The organism is Arcanobacterium phocisimile (assembly GCF_016904675.1).
Lineage (GTDB): Bacteria > Actinomycetota > Actinomycetes > Actinomycetales > Actinomycetaceae > Arcanobacterium > Arcanobacterium phocisimile.
The window spans coordinates 1,827,363-1,841,640 of record NZ_CP070228.1; the positions used below are offsets into that span (position 1 = coordinate 1,827,363).

14 protein-coding genes and 1 tRNA gene are annotated in these 14,278 nt (G+C 47.3%); 4 read left to right on the top strand and 11 right to left on the bottom strand.

Annotated elements, in window-relative coordinates:
• Positions 1-25: 25 nt before the first annotated feature.
• From JTE88_RS08310 to JTE88_RS08325, 4 genes are read left to right on the top strand one after another with little or no spacing between them, the layout of a single operon-like run.
• The gene (locus JTE88_RS08310; protein ID WP_204424270.1) at positions 26-880 is read left to right on the top strand and encodes a MuF-C-terminal domain-containing protein; all 855 of its coding nucleotides are present in this window, start codon (positions 26-28) and stop codon (positions 878-880) included.
• On the top strand, positions 868-1,116 hold the full coding sequence (locus JTE88_RS08315) for a hypothetical protein (RefSeq protein WP_204424272.1): 249 nt from the start codon (positions 868-870) through the stop codon (positions 1,114-1,116). The genes JTE88_RS08310 and JTE88_RS08315 overlap by 13 nt, the downstream gene beginning before the upstream one ends.
• 9 nt (positions 1,117-1,125) lie before the next feature.
• Positions 1,126-1,596: a hypothetical protein gene (locus JTE88_RS08320; protein WP_204424274.1), complete on the top strand. Its 471-nt coding sequence runs from the start codon at positions 1,126-1,128 to the stop codon at positions 1,594-1,596.
• Positions 1,593-3,272: a VirD4-like conjugal transfer protein, CD1115 family gene (locus JTE88_RS08325; protein ID WP_204424276.1), complete on the top strand. Its 1,680-nt coding sequence runs from the start codon at positions 1,593-1,595 to the stop codon at positions 3,270-3,272. The genes JTE88_RS08320 and JTE88_RS08325 overlap by 4 nt, the downstream gene beginning before the upstream one ends.
• A 73-nt stretch (positions 3,273-3,345) precedes the next feature.
• Here the strand turns inward: JTE88_RS08325 and JTE88_RS08330 are convergent, their stop codons facing one another.
• The 11 genes from JTE88_RS08330 to JTE88_RS08380 all read right to left on the bottom strand — a co-directional run bounded on the left by JTE88_RS08330 (position 3,346) and on the right by JTE88_RS08380 (position 14,265).
• Complete coding sequence (locus JTE88_RS08330) at positions 3,346-4,407, bottom strand: hypothetical protein (RefSeq protein ID WP_204424278.1); 1,062 nt, start codon at positions 4,405-4,407, stop codon at positions 3,346-3,348.
• Between the two features lie 39 nt (positions 4,408-4,446).
• Entirely contained in the window at positions 4,447-5,259 is an 813-nt protein-coding gene (locus JTE88_RS08335; protein WP_204424280.1) for a VirB6/TrbL-like conjugal transfer protein, CD1112 family, read from the bottom strand.
• A gap of 4 nt (positions 5,260-5,263) precedes the next feature.
• Positions 5,264-6,907: a lytic transglycosylase domain-containing protein gene (locus tag JTE88_RS08340; RefSeq protein WP_204424282.1), complete on the bottom strand. Its 1,644-nt coding sequence runs from the start codon at positions 6,905-6,907 to the stop codon at positions 5,264-5,266.
• 54 nt (positions 6,908-6,961) lie between these two features.
• Positions 6,962-9,364, bottom strand: a complete 2,403-nt coding sequence (locus tag JTE88_RS08345; RefSeq protein WP_204424284.1) for a VirB4-like conjugal transfer ATPase, CD1110 family — start codon at positions 9,362-9,364, stop codon at positions 6,962-6,964.
• Positions 9,312-9,677 (bottom strand): PrgI family protein, encoded by a 366-nt coding sequence (locus tag JTE88_RS08350; protein WP_168918438.1) that lies wholly within the window; start codon positions 9,675-9,677, stop codon positions 9,312-9,314. Before JTE88_RS08350 ends, JTE88_RS08345 begins: the two co-directional genes overlap by 53 nt.
• Positions 9,678-9,687: 10 nt before the next feature.
• On the bottom strand, positions 9,688-9,885 hold the full coding sequence (locus JTE88_RS08355; RefSeq protein WP_204424285.1) for a hypothetical protein: 198 nt from the start codon (positions 9,883-9,885) through the stop codon (positions 9,688-9,690).
• Positions 9,886-10,066: 181 nt separating this feature from the next.
• Positions 10,067-10,807 (bottom strand): hypothetical protein, encoded by a 741-nt coding sequence (locus tag JTE88_RS08360; RefSeq protein WP_204424287.1) that lies wholly within the window; start codon positions 10,805-10,807, stop codon positions 10,067-10,069.
• On the bottom strand, positions 10,807-11,784 hold the full coding sequence (locus JTE88_RS08365; protein WP_204424289.1) for a hypothetical protein: 978 nt from the start codon (positions 11,782-11,784) through the stop codon (positions 10,807-10,809). The genes JTE88_RS08360 and JTE88_RS08365 overlap by 1 nt, the downstream gene beginning before the upstream one ends.
• Positions 11,785-11,786: 2 nt before the next feature.
• On the bottom strand, positions 11,787-12,008 hold the full coding sequence (locus JTE88_RS08370) for a helix-turn-helix domain-containing protein (protein ID WP_204424291.1): 222 nt from the start codon (positions 12,006-12,008) through the stop codon (positions 11,787-11,789).
• Positions 12,009-12,395: 387 nt separating this feature from the next.
• Positions 12,396-12,468, bottom strand: a tRNA-Thr gene (locus tag JTE88_RS08375).
• Between the two features lie 222 nt (positions 12,469-12,690).
• Positions 12,691-14,265, bottom strand: a complete 1,575-nt coding sequence (locus tag JTE88_RS08380) for an alpha/beta hydrolase (protein WP_204424293.1) — start codon at positions 14,263-14,265, stop codon at positions 12,691-12,693.
• Between the last annotated feature and the right edge of the window lie 13 nt (positions 14,266-14,278).

Genomic DNA, 14,278 nt, shown 5'->3' on the forward strand with positions numbered 1-14,278 from the left:
GCAAGAACTATCACGCGTTAGGAGAGTGCTCAGCATTATTGCCAGATACGAAGACAGTATCAGGCGACCCCAAGAGCAGCGCTGGACATTAGTAACAGGTCAACCCCAATGGCGTAGCACCAATCATCTTGATCAACAAAATCCCGTCCAAGGAATCAAGCCTTTGGACTTTGATAAGTACTATCAATACGCAGAAAAGTGTTTCCATTACCTACCCTTCGGCCACAGCGTCGATCGCGTTCTGTCCTACACATATGCGGAATACGATGCGGTATTTGTTTGCCGAACCCCATTGATCTATAAAAATATGGGGTGGAGCAGCAATAATATCTTCCATACACAAAAACATATCCATAAAGAGGTAGAACCCGAGCCACAAGGGCACGGTCTAAGTGCCGAAACACTAAAGCAGCTACCAGAGTTATTAGAGAAGCCTGCAGCAGTGTTCAATAGTCTCACTAAAGCTAATGCGTACACTGCGCTCTTGGATGCAAAAGACAATGCTGGCCGAGTCGTACTCGTTGCTTTACAGCCAGACGGTCGAGCATACTACCGAGGGCGATACGTTAATGACGCTATTGCGTTAAGCGTTTACGGCCGAAACAACATTGTGCGATTCATACAACGAAATATCGAAGAGAACACTGTTCGATACATAAATCCAGAAATATTAAAAAGACTCATACCGATACCCGAGCTACAATTGCTCGGCTCGAATATGAGCCTTGATCAGAGTATATCGCAACTACGCACTGCTATTCAATCTCAAACTAGGGACGATCTTGCATCACGAATCTCTGAACGTAGCTCGAATCACTCCACACCATTCCAAGTATCTCCATCCATATCTCCAGAAAGACCTAAACTATGGACAGAATAATGCTCTGCGCACCTATCGGTGGAGCCATAACACAAACTCCTGACGGCGCACGCTTCAGTGTGCGAGTAGGGGATTTGCGAGTAATAGTTGAAGCCCGCGGCGAGGTCGGATCGTTCTTGACCGAGAACACCGATATTTTCCCCGACGGACAAGACGTATTCATATCCGGAACCCTCAATGAAGCTTCAACACCAATAGTGATTGAAGCTACCAACGTTGGTCTACCAGTGATCTAGGGGAGCGTAATGATAACCGATGCTCGAATCCGAATTTTGGGTACGTCAACTCGCGCAGACTTAGACGCATCTCTTGGCCACCTGGCGCCTATTTCAAGCGAAGGACTAGATGAAAGTTCACGATATTTACGTCGAAGCGGTCTGCCTATCGAACCTACACTGATTTTCGATCATCCTCACTTACTTCTCGTATGCCAGGAAGACGACGAACTGTTTATCAAGGCATTAACGTCCGGAAAGCTACTTCATTCAGATCCAGAAGTAGAAATAGAGGTCGATGGTCAAACTGACGTCGTGGCAACAAGAACGAAAACAACTATCTCCCAAACTGTTAGACCGCGGCCACAAACACGCATGGAACTTGCGCTACGCATTATTCAGAATCAAAAAGCCCATAATCAGACACACCCACTTGGCCAGCAACGGAATCGCCAACCGCACATTGAACTGTCTCCTAAAACCGAAAGTAGCCAATCATGACGAGCGCACATATCGTTTTCATCTTTATTCTCGCTTTCGGAGGGTTTTGGGCGGGCGATAAAATCTCCTACCAGATCCGAACAGACCTAGACGCCGGATATGAAATAGCCCAAGTACTCGATAGATTCTGGCTAGACCTCAACAATCCATTCCACCTCTCACTAGAAAAAATTGATCTACTAGCAGGGTTAGGAACAGTCGCTCTTATTGGGCTGGTATGGGCATACAACAGTGTTGGTAAAGGTACGAGACGTCAAGGTGAAGAACACGGATCAGCCTCCTGGGCGCGCCCGTCTCAAATCAATCCGTTCAAAGACAAGAAGCGCTCTAACAACATTCTCTTCACAGCCAGCGAGTCACTATCGCTCGATTCCCGTAAAACGCAGCGCAACCTTAATGCGCTTGTTATTGGCTCGTCGGGTTCAGGTAAATCCCGCTATTTCGTCTTACCAAATCTCCATCAAGCCAACACGTCGTTTGTAGTCACTGATCCTAAAGGGGAGCTTGCAGCTCAAACAACACCCTATTTAGAGAAGCAAGGCTATAAAGTCCGCTACTTAAACCTCATTGATCCTGGACTATCATGTACCTACAATCCATTGGCTTACTTCAACGACGCACAGCCAGAAGTAGACGTGATGATCATGACAGAAAACTTCATCACCAACACCACAGGCAAAAAGAACGCCGGTGGCGATTTCTGGGAAAAAGCAGAAAGAGCACTACTCAATGCACTCATTTCCTACATCTACTTCACTAAAGGCAAGGACGGCACTCTGATCGACGTCGTTGATCTTCTAGCGAAGATGCAAGCATCTGAATCCAACGAAGATCTTAAATCTGACGTCGATTATATTTTCGATGCAATCACTGAAACAATCAATGAATACGATAACGATGACGAACAAGATCAGTGGGGGCAAGAAGCTGTAGACGCACTCAACGGCCTACGTTTCGCAGCATCTCAGTACAACACCTACACCCAAGGCGCAGGAGAAACAAAGAAAAGCGTTATCATCTCCCTCGGAGTACGCATGGCGCCATTACACATGGCGCCGATACGAAAGCTCCTAGCCACAGACACAATAGAATTTGATCGCGTTGGCCAAGAAAAGACCGCTCTATTCCTGATCATTCCGGATACACACGCAGCATTTACGTTCCTGGTATCTATCTTCTATGAGCAATTCTTTGAAAAATCCATCTATATAGCCGACCACACACCAGAACGACGCCTGCCCTATCTTGTCCAGTGCTTCATGGACGAGTTTGCCAACATCGGAAAAATGCCGTCATTTGAACGCAAAATTGCCGTTATGCGGAGCCGTGGCATATCGACGTCGATCATCATTCAGAACTTCTCCCAGGGCAAAGCACTCTACAAAGATGATTGGGAAACCATTGTTGGTAACTGCGACTCACTTTTATTCCTCGGTGGTAACGAGAAATCAACCACTGAATACATTTCCAAGCTCGTGGGTAAACAAACACTGGCATCTACCGACACATCTGAGTCAAAAGGTCGTAACGGGTCATGGACACTGCAAAATCGCACCCTTGGCCGTGACCTCATAACCCCCGATGAAGTCGGGCGCATGGACGGCCATAAATGCATCTATGTATTACGCGGCTTGCCACCTTTCTTCTCACAAAAGCTACCAGCACCCAAAATGTGAAACAACACCTTACTGAAATACAAACAATCGGCTGTAAAGCTTGGAAGCTTTACAGCCGATTGTTTTCCTCCTCTTATCTTCCTAAGTCATTACCCTTTCGCTGTCCAATGTCAGGGTGGCGACTATCGTTAGCTTTGGACGATACGGCGACTGCCTTGTTGACCTTACCTTGGATCTTTTCTGCTAGATCTGTACGCGTAGAAAGGCGATGTTGTTCTATATCCCTTAGTACAAATTCTCCGTCTAGAGCGTCACCTAATTTTGAATAATTTTGTTGATTGTCAAATAGTGACCCTGATTTGGAGAGATCCCACTGTGCCAGAATCTCTCCAGTAGGCCTATACATCACCATAGGACACTTAGAGATACTGGCACCCCTTCCTTCGTCGATAAGTTCTTTACCTTTGACGGAAAGTGGGCTAACTACGCTATACGGAAGGTCATATATTTCAAAATCTTTGATGAGTTCGGGATAGTTTTTATCACCATCAAGATGAGCCATAGTAGGATCAGCACAAATCACCAAATACTTATTAGTGGCACGCTCCGGAGTGATAAGCGTACGTTCATCAAAAGCAAGAGGATCATGCCTAAGCGCATCAAACGAGTCATATGAATCATGTACCTTAATATTTGGGTAACTAGCGTCATCTGCAAGAATATACACATCTTTATAAAGTCTATCTTCTTCAGACATATAATCATCATCCCGCCCAAATAATGTTTCGGCCATGTCATACTCCCAGAGTTCTTCCGGACTCCTCTCCAGCGTTGGGTAAGCAGACATGTCGATTTCGATTGGAACCCATACGGAATCACCCGTAGGTTTGGCAACGACGCCGGAAAGGGTGGGATCCCATGAGTGCTCAACCTCTCTCTTTAAAGGGTGTTTGGGAAAGTCACTAACATCGCCCGTTTCTTCAAACTGGCGCATATAACTGCTATCCACACGGATAGCTGCTTTTAGCCATGGAAAATCCCTAAGCTCTTCCCATCCACGCTTAGCAATATGATTCCAGTAGCCTTTATCCAGAGTATGACCATGCCAACTATAATTAGAATATATCTTCAAATGAGAGACATACTTGCTCTCCATAATATTGCTAAACGCATCTAGCGGGTAAGTCTGATCCATTACGGTTTTCCTTTCAAATATTTTTAACTGGGTTTGGTTTTATGCTTCGCCTACAAGCGCTTTAGCGAATTTTCCGGAGGACAGCACGAGGAATATAAACCCGATAGGAACCGCTACGAGGTTCACGAAGTTCGCCATGACATCGTCTACTGTTGGGTTTTCCCCCAGATCTGTACCAGCTCCTTGGAATTTGGCAAAGATGATCAGGACAAGGATGATCGTAAACCCGTGAAGCATCGCCGTTGCATACTTCTTGAGGTATCCGATCGAGATTTGCTTCGTCTCGGTATGACCCAAGAACGCTAACGGTAGAGTTGCCCCAGCAGAAAGTATGTATATCTCAGCAAATCGCAAGAGAACAACGATTTTTACGACAACGCCACCGATCATTGAAATCAGCCAGGGCAAGAATAGAATGATCATTGCGCCGATCATATCTAGAGTGTCCATATCAAGATCACCTATATTGACGGGGTTAGCCTGTATGACTGTTGCATGCTTTTTCAATCCGTTAATAAGTGTTTCGCCAGCTTCGTTAATAGCTTTGAGAATTAGATCTACATTTTGAATAGCGACAATAAGAAGTGCAGCCTTGATCATGATTGTGCCAATGACTTGCACGCCCATCTTAGAATCGCCTTCAAACTTCGTCGAAACTCGTGCTAGCTCTAACACCAGGATGATGGCCACGACTGACGCAGCCACCGGCTTCACAACCGTCGAGTTGACCGTTAGCGCGACTTGATATGCGGACGCACTATAACCAGCGACTGAATCATAGAGGCCTTCTGTATGGTTGAAGAATCCATTTCCCAGGATATCTTCGAGCATTTTCTTTATGTATTCTTCCATCTTCTCAGCCTCCTAAAGCTGGATTATGACGGATAACTACGCGTCCAGTGTTCATCATTGGACGTAACTGGTTTTCAGGCAGAACACGAACAAAATATTCGCCACCGCCGTAGTTTTCTGTGGTGATCGTGCCGTCAGGCGCAACTGAGGAAACGTATGCGACATGACCAAATTGAGCGGAACTGCCAAAGGCTCCTGGCTTGAAAGAGATAACATCTCCTGGCTTTGCTTGCTCCGGCGCTCGAACGGTTCCCCATCCAGGCATATTCCCTGGATCACCCCATTGACCACCGTTACCGCCTGCTGGGGTTAAAAATGGATAAGTGTAATGCCATTGAGTCTCTTTACCTTGATAGGTCACACCCATATCTCGATTGACTCTCCAGAAGACAAAATCAGTGCAATTTCCGAAGTAGTAACGCGTTTCGTAGTTAGGGGTATTGTAAACACCAGTGACGTTACCTGCCGCATCTCGCACGAGATCTTTCCACGGGTAATCATCTCCTGCGCCACCAACCGATCCTGCTGAGACGACAGCATATTTAGTGGCAGCAAGTTCTTTGATCCGCTTGACGTAGTTTTGAGTCTCAGCAAATGGCGGGATTCCATGGAACGTCAAAACGTTTCCTAGACCAGCATTATAAGCAGCTAAAGCTAGATCAATTGACCCGCTCAAACCGTGGCGTTTAAGTGCATCAACTTGGCCACACATGTAGTGACCTTGCGAAATAATCGCATCGGCTGGATCAAACGGATCAGCTTTACCATCACCGTTCCCATCTCGTCCGACAGATGCCCACGTTCCTGGCATGAATTGACTAATACCTTGGGCACCAACTGGAGACTGCGCTCTGGGATTCCAGCCCGATTCTGTATCAATCTGTGCAGCAATGATCGACGGCGTGACTTCTGGACAAATTGATCCTGCATCCAGAACATATTTTGCATATTGTGGCGGAACATTAACCGACAGCTCAGATTTCTTTTGCTCTTCTAAATACATTCCAGTGATCCACGATGGGAAAATTGAAACCAGAGCCATAAGTGAAACAACCACTGAAACAATCGCCATAATAATAGGCGTAGTGGCTGACGCTAAGGCCGCAGCCACACGTTGCATTACAGCCATCGTGACTTTCGTTACGGCTTCAGCACTGCGATTAACAAATGATGCACGAGTTTTCCCCACGCTCGTATTTGCCGCAGTTCTACGCCCTTGCTGCTTAGCTACACGCATATTGCGCTTCATTGCCCGACCCGCACTTGATCCAGCTTTCTTCACGCCTTTCCAACCAGTTCGAGCAACAAACTTTGAAGCAGACGTCGAAAGATGCACACCATCAGCCGCGCGACGAGAACCAAATTGAGAGAGTATCGACTTAATTGTGTCGCTACCGTCATCCGTGGTGGACTGACCGTCTTTTATGTGAACGTGAGAATACTTAGCCCCTGTTTTGAGTCCACCATAGGCTTTTCCACCAACAAAGACTCCAGTCTTACCAACCGCCTTCCCAGCCTTTCCAACGCGCTTAGCGTTTTTAATAGCTGATGCCTTTGATAAGTACTCCGGCTGACGGAACGGGGAAATGTCCCGGCGCACATGCTGGGATACCAGGTTTACTGAACCGACTTCCCTAAATCGTGCCATGTCTAAACTCCTAACCTGCCGTACATGCCTGCATGTACGGCAGTGCCGGCATTTCTAAAAGCTAGATACTTCTTCAAATCTGGTAGAGAATACTTTGAAAATCCGTTGAGTCGAATCCATCGTGTTATCAAATGGAATAACCGCCTTACCAACTTTCATTAGCCCTCTACCTGGCTCAACATTCGTAAAATATCCACGTTGTTGATTCGATAAGTGCAGCAAGCTAGCTAATGCATCAGCATCTGTAGATTGCTGATTCAGTAGGAAGAGACCATCTGAGTTCGATAGCATCAGGCGTGCACGCTCATTAATCAGTAGCTCTTCGATATTCTGTGTAATACCGGTAGCGGCTGCTCCGTATTTACGCACTCGTTTAAACATCGATTGGCAATAAGCACCCGCATAGTCATTATTGAAAAGTAAGTGGAATTCATCGATGTAAACCCAGGTACGCACACCACGGGCTTTATTTCGCACGATCCGTGCCCAGATCTCTTCCAAAACCACCATCATGCCGAAAGTTTGAAGATCCTTCGACAGCTCAGCAATGTCATAAATAGTGACTCGATTGGATGCATCAACGTTGGTTTGTCGCGCAAATCCTTGCGCACTTCCTCGCGCATACATCTCTAATCCAGTAGCTACTTCTTGAGCTTCTGCTTCTGGTTCGTGGCGCAGGGCCTCGTAAAGATCCTTGAGGGTAGGTGCTGGGATATCACTCGTCCAGTATGTGCTGTAAAGACTTGCCACCACTCGATCAATGATCGAGCGCTTTGCAGGGGTTAGACCGTCTGCACCACCCAGCAACACTTCGCACAAGCTAAGGACAAAACCGCACTTGTTGCGCACCGGATCACCGTCAGAGACATTCGTAAACTCTTTACTCAAATCCATCGGATTAATGGCATCTTCTGATCCAGCTGAAATAACCACAGTCGTTGCTTTCATTTCTTTTGCTAGAGCTGGATATTCGCGTTCAGGATCAATAATCAAAATCTCATCATTAGGCCGACGCAGGAACGTTTGATTCATTTCAAACTTGGCAAATTGCGATTTACCAGAGCCAGTTGTACCCAAGATGAAGCCGTTAGAGTTCATTCCTTTCGCACGGTCTGCCATGATCACATTCTTCGATAGCGCATTGATTCCGTAGAAATTTCCACTGCGTTCAAGCAGTTCTTGCGTAGTAAATGGAATCATTACCGCACCAACAGCAGTAGTAAGCGTTCGATACATCGGAATCTTGCATAATCCCAGCGGCAAGCAAGCGTTGAGACCGTCAATCTGCATATATCTGAGATTTTCAAGCGAGCATGAATGCTTTCCAGCAACACGTCGCACGCGTTTAACCGCTTCTTCAAGCTCTTCTTGAGAGCCCGCAGAAACTCCGATAATAATGCGTGTGGTGAACAGTTTTTCATTCGACTGCTCTAGCTGCTGACGAAGCTCAACAGCCTCAGTATGGGACGCTTCTAGTTCATGAGGAACCAGATCAATATCCATGTTTTGCTTGGCCAACTTACGGCGTTCATTCGCCATCTGGATATCCATACCCGCAATTTGACGCTTGACGAGATCTAAACCTTCTGCCTGATCAAGAGGATCAAAATGAATAGACACAGTAAGATCTGCAGGAATTTCAGCTAGCTCTTTCAGAACACGATCACTCATCCAATTAGGCATCTTACGCAAGATCATTGTCTGCCAATAACGATCTTCCCCAGAGTAAAGAACCAGCCGATCAGAATCCGACCGATCAATCGACCAAGGAGCAACAAAGTCCTTCGTCTTAGCCTTCTTCTGTCCAACCATATCCGCGTAACTGAAATCGTTGGGAGCATCTGGACGTAACATCTGCTGCAGCAACCTTACGCGCTGGTCACCGCTGATCTGCTCAGCACGGCAACCACCAACTTCACGTAATGCCGCAATATCCTCCGCTGCCATACGAGACAAGACAATTTTTGCCTCTTCAAACGACTCAGCCTCAATTTGGAGCGTCACGTATTTTTCAGTAACCGTATTGTTTCTACCCGACTCAAGCCTGCGCGAAATAAGCTGGTTATACTCATCGCGCTGCGAATCAAAACCATCATCTTGAGATGAAAGTTCAATACTCTCCATCAACTGGGCTTTATCAAGAACTCGGTTAACAATAGAAACTTGCACGTGATGCCCAGCTAAATGTCCATTGAGGAAGCGTGCATACTTTTCAACCAGGCCTTCTTGCACCTCATTAGGAGCAAGCTGGTAGTCAATATCAGACAATTGCAGAGTAATTGAATACTTATTTCCACCGAGATACGCAATACCCGATTCCGTAATTGCCTCATAGTGAATCAGAGACTGGGCATTTTTCTTTTCTTTACGAGCGACTTTACGTTGCTCATTATTCTCATTGCTTTCAGTTGCCTGCTTCTGGCGGGCAGCTCTTGCGGCCATTCTTTTGCCGACCATTTTCTTCCTCCATTAAGTCCTGCTCAAAAACGAATACTTTTTTGCCTTGACGCCAGTCCCACGCATAGCTGAAATACTTTTCGAATGGAACGCCCATCGGGCGTACCCATCCAAGAGCAACAGCGGGCACTGAAAGTAGCGTCACTATAACAACGCCAAGATTTTCGTACCCTGCTAGGTAGCACACTGCGAAACTGCCAGCAATAAGAGGTGCCGCCAAAGCAGCTACACCAAGCTGACGCCAGGACATGCCAAATAGCACTCGTGGCTGATACGCAGTAACTTCACGCGGTACACGCACTTCCAGTGCCACGCTAGCCTCCTTAGATCTGCACCTGTGAAAACAGTGCCGCAGCAGCAATAATCATGCCGCCACCAATGGCCTGCCACATACCGGCTTGAGTTTGGGGGCCGTTATGATCCTTCAAGCCCCCCGCTAGAGTGATCACACCCCAAACGCACCATAAACCTCCACCAACAATGGCGAACTTCGTAAATAATGCAATAGCTTGTGCCAGCATCTTCTTTTCCTTCCACTAAATATGGTTACTGATCTGAGTTCACACTCTTGTATGCGAACTCTTCCATCCCGCCAGGCATATAAACTTCGCAAATTACCTAAACCACCCAACGGAATGAAGTTTTTGGGTGCACTTGTCCAAGGTGATGTGCATTTGTCTTTTCTACTTAGGCGTACTTGACCTAATTATCGAGCGCATCATCTGGATCAAGTGCCTGCGGTGCACCTGGATTAATATTCAACGCCGCAATACCATTTTTAAGTTTTCTAGTAGCTTCACGCAGATTATCTTTTGAAGCAATCAGATCATCTAAAAGACCTTGATCATCAGCGACATTTAATGCTTCACCACGTTTACCAATACTTGCAATGACTTTTTCTACGTGGTTAATCTCGTTTTGAGCAAGCTCAATCAGCCCAGACTCAGCGCCAGCTGAACTAGCAACAGCCGCTTTAGCCTCACTTAGATACGCTTCGGTGCGTTCAACTTCCTTGGCCACTTCAGTCTTGAAGAACCCAGATTTTACATCCATTGAATGCTGCGCCTTATCCATACCGGCGCGCAAATCTTCGCTGATCTCTTTTATCCGCACCTGGTCATTTTTAAGCGCCACCAAAGTTTCACTGCCATCACTCACAGAGTCAAGATCAATCACCTTGGCATCAAAAGCAGCAGCATCTTTATAAGCTTGACTTACAGGAGCACAAGTAACCCGCGAGCCAGTAATAATCTCACACCGACTCACTACATCCTTGGCCTGACTACGCAGGTCATCAAATTCTTTCACTTGCTCATTAAAAGTTGGCACCAAACGAGCAAGCTCTTCAGCGTCAGCGTCCGGCGTGCGCCACCACGCTAACGCCACGCCAACGACAACTACGCCAGTCAGACCGACAATCCATTTACGAGAATTCGCATTCATTATTCTTCCCCTTCGCTTCGTTTCTTTGATTGGAGATTATTAGCAGGGCTAAACAAATTGGATGCTTCTTTCCACTTCTTCATTGATCGAACGACAGCTTGCCGCTCTTCTGGACTAATGTCCGGCGGAGGCGGCGGAGAATCGCTACGAGTAGAGCGATCCGCCTCCACCGGAAAACCTATCGGCACCTCACATAAATCTTTCAGACGGGAAATCAATAATCCTGGCGGATTAACCACATTTGGCGGTAATGGATTATCAGCAAGACGCCCACGTATCTTCAACACGCTCCATCCAGAATCAAGCAAATCATCCAAAAGACCAGAGACGCGCATTGCTGCTTTGCCCATCAAACCTCGACGTTGTTCTGGAGGAATAGCCGCATTGATAACCTTCCAATTGGCAAGCTTGCCACCCTTAACCGGAACAGCCACTTCTTCGGAAGGTAAAGGATGCGCCTTCTTCGGTTCCTTCACTTCGACAACTTCAGAATCGCTAACGGGAGCTGGGGTCGAACTTGCACGCCGGTACGAACGATCCTTAGAAACTTGAGAAGCAATAACAGTTTGCTTCAACTCCCTACCAGGAATCGCAAAATCAGGATGGGATGGGCACGAGACAATCTCTGACGTTGTAAAACCAAGCCCGATCATCATCTTTTCAGCATCCTCGAAAGCCTCAGCTGGAGTTAAAGGCACATCAGAGATAATGGTGAGTTCGCGAATTTGACCATCACGACGATGTTGGAAACGGAACCTATAATTCAACGCTTCTAATTCTTTCAAAGCCGCACGTGTAGCCTTCTGACCCAAACCTCGGCCAGCAAGTTCACGGTAACCAACCTTAACCCCAGGAGGAAGCGACAAACACAGAACAATGAGCCCTAAAGCGGCATAAGAAAGCTCTTTGTTGTGAACCAACGTGTTCGGCACCGCGGTAGCCCCGCGGCGTACAACAAAGAAATCTCCACCAGCCATGACTAGCCCTCGTCAACTTCCTCAACAACAACCGGCTTCAAAATAGCCTCAATATCAGAACGGCGAAAAAACTTCCGTCCACTGGGCAGCTCAACAAACGGAATTTTCCCTTGACGCGCCCAGCGATACAAGGTTGCAGGAGTTGTTTCAGGGAGCAACAAAGCAGCATCATCCGCCGCCAGTAGCTCGCCAGCCTTACTTTCGTCTGTTAGTTTTTCTTTCACACGAAAGACAATACACTATTTCAATAAAAAACAAAACATTTGATTGAAGCGATTTCTTACATCTGTTACACTTTATTTATGAACATCGGACAGAACACATTCAGCACATCCAATCAAGCGATTGGCATGACAGTAGCTCAACAGCTATTTGCGCGAGGAATGACGCGTGCAGAACTTGGCCATGCGCTCGGAGTTACTGGACAAGCGGTGTCTTCACGACTCCACGGAAAAGCAAATTGGACAGCCGATGACCTTTTAGCTACTGCTGAGCTTTTTCAAATTTCGGTAAATGATCTCATGCCCACAAAAGATGAGAACGGCAACTGGTTACCTGCGCCATTTAGTGGATATGCGAAAACCCCCGCTTTCGCAGGGGCTTCGGATGAGAGCCGCCTGTGGGAATCGAACCCACGACCTTCTCATTACGAGTGAGACGCTCTGCCGACTGAGCTAAGGCGGCGGATCGAAATGACTTAACTTTTCGAGCCGTTTGCTTTACAGCTATAACAATGTAACCGAATATCACTGCCAAACACAACCGGGCATAGATACTTCCATGACATTTCGCTGTAAATCACATGGATATAATTGTGGGAGTAGTGCGGAAAACTTCCGTACCACTCCCACAATTCGCGCTAACAACAATCTACGTTGAGTTACCTAGCTAGCTCACCTTCGCGTGCTACTGCGCCGGGCAGCGCAGGCCGTCTTCGGGAACGGTTCCGTTGAGCAGGTATGCGTCGAGCGAATCCTTCACGCACGGACCGGATGGGCGACCGTAAGCAGTATGGCCTTCACCTTCCCAGGTTACAAGAACAGCATTATCGAATGCCTTTTCGAAGGCAACTGCCCACTCGTATGGAGTTGCCGGATCGCCAACGGTTCCTACGACGACGATCGGATCCGAACCCGGTGCAGTAAATCGCTTGATGATGTCGTGGTCTGGTTTTGGCATCGCCTGGCAGGTTGCCTGCGAGAACCCCATTAAGTCACCGAAGAGCGGAGATTCATTCTTGAGCTCTTCACTCAGGCGATCCCAATCGGCTGGCGTTCCTTCGATAATCGAATCTGCACAGTTAATAACCGTATTTGCTTCCATCGAGTTATTTTTAAATTCACCAGATGGCGTACGTCCGGTATAGGCATCGAAGAAGAGCTGGAATAGGTTTCCGGTTCCGTCATTCTTAACTTCTTCAATTGCTTGGGAGAGATATGGCCATGAACTATCGTCATACAGTGGAGTGATGAACCCCAACAGTAAACCAGATTGAGTCAATGGACGCGCCTTATCAGCAGTTGGTATAGGCTGATTTCCAGCTTTGTCAAACATTGCACGAATCTCATCGCGCGCCTCATCACGAGTTCCCGTAAACGGACACTTGTCGGAGGCTAAGCAATCGTCAATGAAATTGTTAGTAGCAAGCTCGAAGCCTTTCATTTGGGCTTTTTGCTGCTCATATTGTGAAACATCAGAATCGACAGCACCATCAAGAATGACACGGCCAACATTAGCTGGGAATAGCTGTGCATACATACCGCCCAGGGATGTTCCGTAAGAGAAACCGACATAGTAGAGCTTCGGATCACCAACAAGATGGCGGATCACATCCATATCGCGAGCTGCTTCTTCAGTTCCGGAATACTTCACAAGTTCGCCAGAATTTTGGGCACACTTGTTTGCGTACTCAACTTCGGCCGCACGCGATTGCTCACGCCCCTCCGGAGTATCTGGGTAAGTCATGGCAAGATAGTCGTCTAGTTCTGCGTCAGAAACACAATCAACCGGAGTTGATTCCCCGACACCACGCGGATCGAATCCGATAATGTCAAAACTACTGGTGATGCGATCAGTAAAGAACTGGGCAGCGCTTTCTGCCATTTCTTGACCGCCACCGCCAGGACCGCCGGGGTTAGCAAGCAACGAACCAATCTTCTCGCCTTCTGCATGCCGGCGCTTGATCTTCAACTCGATCGTGACACCCTGCGGATCAGCATAGTTAAGTGGAACCGTCATTGTCGTGCAATCCAGGCCCGTTCCACACTCTTCCCAATTCAATTCCTGGGTGTAGAACTGTTCCAACCCGTCGGGAATTTCCGGCATCGGTGCATCAATTGCTTTGGCTTCGATCGACGCCATCGTATCCGACGACGATTTCCCTTCCGTCGAATCTTTACCTGACGTCACCTCAGCAGTGCCGGCACAACTCCCTAAGAGAAGCACTGCACTACCAAGTGCTGCTATTGCACGTTTCTTCATCTGGTTCCTTACC

Coding starts and splice junctions, on each gene's coding strand:
- JTE88_RS08335 (WP_204424280.1), bottom strand. CDS start 5,259: ATGGAAGAATACATAAAGAAAATGCTCGAAGATATCCTGGGAAATGGA.
- JTE88_RS08360 (WP_204424287.1), bottom strand. CDS start 10,807: ATGAATGCGAATTCTCGTAAATGGATTGTCGGTCTGACTGGCGTAGTT.
- JTE88_RS08365 (WP_204424289.1), bottom strand. CDS start 11,784: ATGGCTGGTGGAGATTTCTTTGTTGTACGCCGCGGGGCTACCGCGGTG.
- JTE88_RS08330 (WP_204424278.1), bottom strand. CDS start 4,407: ATGGATCAGACTTACCCGCTAGATGCGTTTAGCAATATTATGGAGAGC.
- JTE88_RS08320 (WP_204424274.1), top strand. CDS start 1,126: ATGATAACCGATGCTCGAATCCGAATTTTGGGTACGTCAACTCGCGCA.
- JTE88_RS08380 (WP_204424293.1), bottom strand. CDS start 14,265: ATGAAGAAACGTGCAATAGCAGCACTTGGTAGTGCAGTGCTTCTCTTA.
- JTE88_RS08325 (WP_204424276.1), top strand. CDS start 1,593: ATGACGAGCGCACATATCGTTTTCATCTTTATTCTCGCTTTCGGAGGG.
- JTE88_RS08340 (WP_204424282.1), bottom strand. CDS start 6,907: ATGGCACGATTTAGGGAAGTCGGTTCAGTAAACCTGGTATCCCAGCAT.
- JTE88_RS08355 (WP_204424285.1), bottom strand. CDS start 9,885: ATGCTGGCACAAGCTATTGCATTATTTACGAAGTTCGCCATTGTTGGT.
- JTE88_RS08345 (WP_204424284.1), bottom strand. CDS start 9,364: ATGGTCGGCAAAAGAATGGCCGCAAGAGCTGCCCGCCAGAAGCAGGCA.
- JTE88_RS08315 (WP_204424272.1), top strand. CDS start 868: ATGGACAGAATAATGCTCTGCGCACCTATCGGTGGAGCCATAACACAA.